The organism is Aurantimicrobium sp. (assembly GCF_036667855.1).
GTDB lineage: Bacteria > Actinomycetota > Actinomycetes > Actinomycetales > Microbacteriaceae > Aurantimicrobium.
Map to the genome: position 1 here is coordinate 1 of NZ_JAVWTF010000073.1, position 4,856 is coordinate 4,856.

The 4,856-nt window shown below is 53.6% G+C and carries 7 protein-coding genes; 1 reads left to right on the forward strand and 6 read right to left on the reverse strand.

From position 1 onward, the window contains the following. Nucleotides 1-83 precede the first annotated feature (83 nt). Nucleotides 84-713, reverse strand: coding sequence for a class I SAM-dependent methyltransferase (locus RR877_RS09685; protein ID WP_332618829.1), 630 nt, complete (start codon nucleotides 711-713; stop codon nucleotides 84-86). 63 nt (nucleotides 714-776) lie between these two features. On the opposite strand from RR877_RS09685, the gene RR877_RS09690 reads away from it, so the two are divergent. Then, nucleotides 777-1,127, forward strand: coding sequence for a twin-arginine translocase TatA/TatE family subunit (locus RR877_RS09690; RefSeq protein ID WP_280804809.1), 351 nt, complete (start codon nucleotides 777-779; stop codon nucleotides 1,125-1,127). Between the two features lie 3 nt (nucleotides 1,128-1,130). Here RR877_RS09690 and RR877_RS09695 read toward each other — a convergent pair whose 3' ends face one another. The 5 genes from RR877_RS09695 to RR877_RS09715 form a co-directional block, all read right to left on the reverse strand. Then, entirely contained in the window at nucleotides 1,131-1,475 is a 345-nt protein-coding gene (locus RR877_RS09695) for a helix-turn-helix domain-containing protein (RefSeq protein WP_280804810.1), read from the reverse strand. A gap of 562 nt (nucleotides 1,476-2,037) precedes the next feature. Further along, nucleotides 2,038-2,655: a DNA-3-methyladenine glycosylase I gene (locus RR877_RS09700; protein WP_332551256.1), complete on the reverse strand. Its 618-nt coding sequence runs from the start codon at nucleotides 2,653-2,655 to the stop codon at nucleotides 2,038-2,040. Continuing rightward, nucleotides 2,655-3,155 (reverse strand): methylated-DNA--[protein]-cysteine S-methyltransferase, encoded by a 501-nt coding sequence (locus RR877_RS09705; protein WP_332551255.1) that lies wholly within the window; start codon nucleotides 3,153-3,155, stop codon nucleotides 2,655-2,657. The genes RR877_RS09700 and RR877_RS09705 overlap by 1 nt, the downstream gene beginning before the upstream one ends. 97 nt (nucleotides 3,156-3,252) lie before the next feature. Continuing rightward, nucleotides 3,253-4,623 (reverse strand): aspartate aminotransferase family protein, encoded by a 1,371-nt coding sequence (locus RR877_RS09710; protein WP_332551254.1) that lies wholly within the window; start codon nucleotides 4,621-4,623, stop codon nucleotides 3,253-3,255. 12 nt (nucleotides 4,624-4,635) lie between these two features. Then, the coding region (locus tag RR877_RS09715; RefSeq protein ID WP_332628075.1) for an Lrp/AsnC ligand binding domain-containing protein at nucleotides 4,636-4,856 on the reverse strand (221 nt) is incomplete at its 5' end.

Below are 4,856 nucleotides of genomic sequence, written 5' to 3' on the forward strand. Positions count from 1 at the left end.
TGCCTAGTAAACAACTTCTTCGGGAAACCGAATACAGAAAACCCCCGCTCACTGAGCGGGGGTTTTCTTATGAAGTCTGTGACTTACGCGATCTTGGTGAACTGCAGCAGACCGTCTCCAGCAGGGGAGAGGGCAACCACGATGTTCTCCGACTCGGTTGCTTCGGTAAGTACGGTGCGGAAGCCGGCAATGATGCCTGCACGTTTGGCGGGGTTCGCAATGTCGCCGTCCTGCAGGATGTGAGGAACAAGCACGGTGCCTCCAACGCGAACCAAACGCAACGCGTGCTCCACGTTCTGCGCAACCTGTGCAGGGTCACCATCAACGAGCACGATGTCATAGCTGTTCTCGTTCATGCGAGGGAGAACATCCAGTGCCTTACCGGTGATCAAGCGCACGCGGCTTGCGGGGTAACCGGCCTCGGTGAAGAGCTCACGCGCCTGCTCGTGATACTCAAACTCAGGGTCAATCGAAGTCAGGGTGGCCTCTGGCGCACCAGCCAACAGCCACAGACCGGAAAGTCCCAGACCTGTGCCAATCTCAATGATGTTGGTGGCATTCGTTGCCGCAGCAACCAGTGCAAGCTGTGCTCCCACAGCGGGTGAAATCACGTTCACTCCGTGCTCAAGTGAAATGGCGCGGGCTTTAGCCTGGGTGCTCGACTCAACATCAAATTCGTTGAGGAACTTCCACGTTAGTTCGTTGTGTGTCACGTCAGTCTCCTTGCTTCCCAAGCGTAGAGCTTTCCCCGTGTTTAGGCGCGGTAGTCTCGTAGTGTGTTTGGTTTGACCTTCGAGAAATTACTCCTGATTGGAGTGATTGCTGTCTTCGTTATAGGTCCTGAACGCCTGCCTGCTTACTCGGCGAAATTTGGTCAATTAGTGCGCAAACTCAAAGAAATGAGCTCGGGTGCCAAAGACCGAATCAAAGAAGAACTCGGTGATGATTTCGACGAGGAAGAGTGGAAGAAACTCGACCCTCGCCAATATGACCCTCGACGCATCATTCGCGAGGCACTCCTTGATGATGCGCCAGTAAACAAAGCTCCAGTGGCAGCACCGGTTGTGAAGAAGCCTGTTATGCGTGACACGAATGCGTCCACGCCCTTTGATCTTGAATCGACGTAAAGGCTATAACTGAGTTCTTTCAGATTCTTTATCCGGAATAAATGCTAATTTCAGCCCTAACGCATGGGTGAGGCGAAAGAGTGTTGTCGCAGTTGGGTTCCCCACGCCACGTTCGATGCGACTTATCTCGGCTTGCTGAACATCAGCCAGCTTGGAAAGGGTGGGTTGAGTGAGCGATTGTGCTTTTCGGGCTGACTGAAGAGCCGCACCAAGCTCAGCTCGATCATTCATTTCTTTCTGGAAATCTGCAGAAATAGCGTTGTAGATATTCCAGTCATCTTCTGACCAAGACTTACGGATGTCCCTCATGAAGTCTTCGTAGGGAATGGTTTTTTGATTCTTTGCCATGTCAGTAATTATGTGATTAAACACTTTTTATTTCAACCCTTCCTTCCATTCATTATGAAGTTTCCGTGCTGCACGTATCTCGCGTTGTTGCCTTTTGGCAGAGGGGTCGCGTTGTTTGTCATATCCATGATGAAGAACCACAATCTTGTCTCCATGGAATGTGCAGAATATGCGGATGAGGACTGGAGAGTTTCTTGAGTCGGTACGAGACATGAGCGAAGTCTCGTTTGTCGAGTTTTCAATTGCAAGAAGTGATTTCCTTATTCGGAATTCATACAAACCGCCACCGAGTGGCTTCCCCCACTCGCCTGAACAAATCCCGATTCCTTCAACACTCAAAACATTCAATAGCGCAGAGTCGACAACTAATTGTTGATACTTGGAGAGGGATGAGTAAAACCTGCCATACGATCGACCAAAGATTTCTATAGTCCACCTGGACATCTGATATTCCTCTTAACGGAGCGCAACTTGAAAGCTCACGATACGAAGAACAGGTGGTTACGTGGAGCGGGAATACATAGCTGAGTGAGGCTGGCGCCTCAACTCAGCTTGTGGAGGACTAGTTCGCGCGATGACAACCCGCGAGGTGGTCATCCACTAAGCCAGCTGATTGCATCAGCGCATACATCGTGGTGGCTCCCACGAACTTAAAGCCGAGTTTCTTGAGGGCTTTGCTCAGTTGTTCCGACTCGGTCGTAACTGCAGGAACCTCAGCTAAGGTTTCATAGCGCGCCTGTTCGTCACCAGCACATGCATTGGCTCGCTGTCTGGAAATGGGCTGGAATGACCAAATCAGGTCGTGCAAGGCGCCAGGTGACTGAGCAAGGATCGACTGGGTGACCTTGGCATTCTCAATCGTCGCCACAATCTTGGCGCGATTGCGAATAATGCGCTCATCGAGCATCAAACGCTCCACGTCAGCATCGGAGTAGCTGGCAACTGTAGCGATGTCGAAGTTGGAGAAAGCTTCGCGGAAGCCAGGGCGGCGCTTGAGAATCGTGATCCAGCTGAGCCCTGCCTGAAAGGCTTCCAGAGAGAGCTTTTCAAAGAGCTTCTGGTCACCCAGGAGCTTCACGCCCCACTCTTCGTCGTGATAGCGCATGTATTCGGAGTCGGTGCCGACCCAGCCACAACGAGCGAGGCTGTCTTCGCCGATCTCGAGATCTTTGTAGGCCATTACCTGTAGGTAATGCCTTCGATGTCCAAGAGCTGAATCTTGGTGGAGACACCTGAACCACCGGAGTAGCCGGTGAGTTTGCTGTTGCCAGCAAGAATGCGATGGCAGGGAACAATGATCGGCACCGGGTTTGCGCCCACAGCACCTCCCACAGCACGAGCTGCCTTGGGATTGCCTGCACGGGCTGCCAGGTCACCGTACGAGGCATGACCGCCATAGGGGATGGCCAAGAGCTCATGCCAGATGGCCTGCTGGAATGGTGTTCCCACGAGCTTCACGGGAACGTCAAAGTCTTGTCTCTTGCCGGCGAAGTATTCACCAAGTTCCTTGGTTGCCTGCTTAATCACCTTGTCGGGAACACCTGGGCGACCGCCGTGTTGCAGGCGTCCGTGAGGAGAACCCTCCACGCCTTCAATGCTGAGAAAGGTGATGGCTTCGCCATCGCTGGTCAGCTCAATGCGACCAATAGGGGAGTCGATGGTGGCGAAGGTGGAGGTCATATTTACAAAGATAATGGGGCTACCACCGCATGCGGTAGCAGCCCCATTGGGATACTGACATCGAGTAGTGGCGACGAAACCCTACTGAGCCAGAGAGTTAGACGATCTTTGCGCCTTCCTTGAGGACACCCTCGAGGATTTCACGCATTTCAACGAATTCCTTGGGTCCGATGGTCAGCGGTGGAGCAAGCTGAACAACGGGGTCTCCGCGGTCATCTGCGCGGCAGAACAGGCCTGCATCGTAGAGAGCCTTGGAGAGGAAGCCACGGAGCAGACGCTCGGACTCGTCGTCGTTGAAGGTCTCCTTGGTGGCCTTGTCCTTGACGAGTTCGATTGCGAAGAAGTAACCGTCACCACGCACGTCACCGACGATGGGGATGTCGAGGAGCTTCTCCAGCTCAGCACGGAACAGTGGCGAGTTGGTGCGCACGTTCTCGTTGAGCTTTTCTTCTTCGAAGATGTTGAGGTTTTCCAGAGCAACAGCTGCTGACACGGGGTGACCGGCGAAGGTGTAACCGTGGGGGAAGTAGCTGGTTCCCTTGGAGAAGGGCTCATAGATCTTGTCAGAGATGATGGTTGCACCGATGGGGCTGTAACCACTGGTCATACCCTTGGCGCACGTGATCATATCGGGGACGTAGCCATACGCGTTGCAGGCAAACATTTCACCGATACGACCGAATGCACAAATAACCTCGTCCGAAACCATGAGGACGTCGTGCTTGTCGCAGATCTCGCGCACGCGCTCCATGTATCCGGGAGGTGGTGCGAACGCGCCACCGGAGTTCTGAACGGGCTCAAGGAAGACAGCTGCAACAGTGTCAGGACCTTCGAACTCAATCATTTCTTCGATGCGGTTTGCGGCCCACTGACCGAATGCGTAGAGGTCATCGGCGTGCTGTTCAGCACGGTAGAAGTTGGTGTTGGGCACGCGGAAGGTAGAAGGAACCAGAGGCTCGAACATTTCCTTCATCGCAGGGATACCCGTAATCGACAGGGCACCCTGAGGGGTTCCGTGATAGGCAACAGAGCGAGAGATCACCTTGTGCTTGGTGGGCTTGCCCATCTTCTTCCAGTACTGCTTAGCCAGCTTGAAAGCGGTTTCCACAGCTTCGCCACCACCGGTGGAGAAGAAGACCTTGTTGAGGTCACCTGGCGCGTAGTCAGCGAGGCGATCTGCGAGCTCAATGGCAGAAGGGTGAGCGTAAGACCAGATGGGGAAGTAAGCCAGTTCCTGAGCCTGCTTCGCTGCAGCCTCAGCCAAACGCTTGCGTCCGTGACCGGCGTTGACCACAAAGAGACCAGATAGACCATCGATGTAGTTCTTGCCCTGGATGTCGGTGATCATGTGGCCATCACCCTTGACGATGATAGGCACACCGTTTTCGTGCATTACCGACTGGCGTGTGAAGTGCATCCAGAGGTGGTCGTTGGCCTTCTTCTGGAGGTCATCATTGTTATAGGTCATGTGTATCGCGTCCTATCGCGTTCCCCAGTTATATAACTGTTTGTGCAGCTTGAGATAGACGAAGGTTTCGGTTGAAACAACGCCCTCAAGCTTGCGGATCTGTTCGTTGAGAAGATTGATGAGATCTTCGTCAGACTCACAGACAACTTCAGCCATGATGTCGAAAGACCCGGCGGTGAGCACCACGTAGTCGACGGCTTCTAATGCAGCCAGCTTGTCGGCGATGGCGCGGG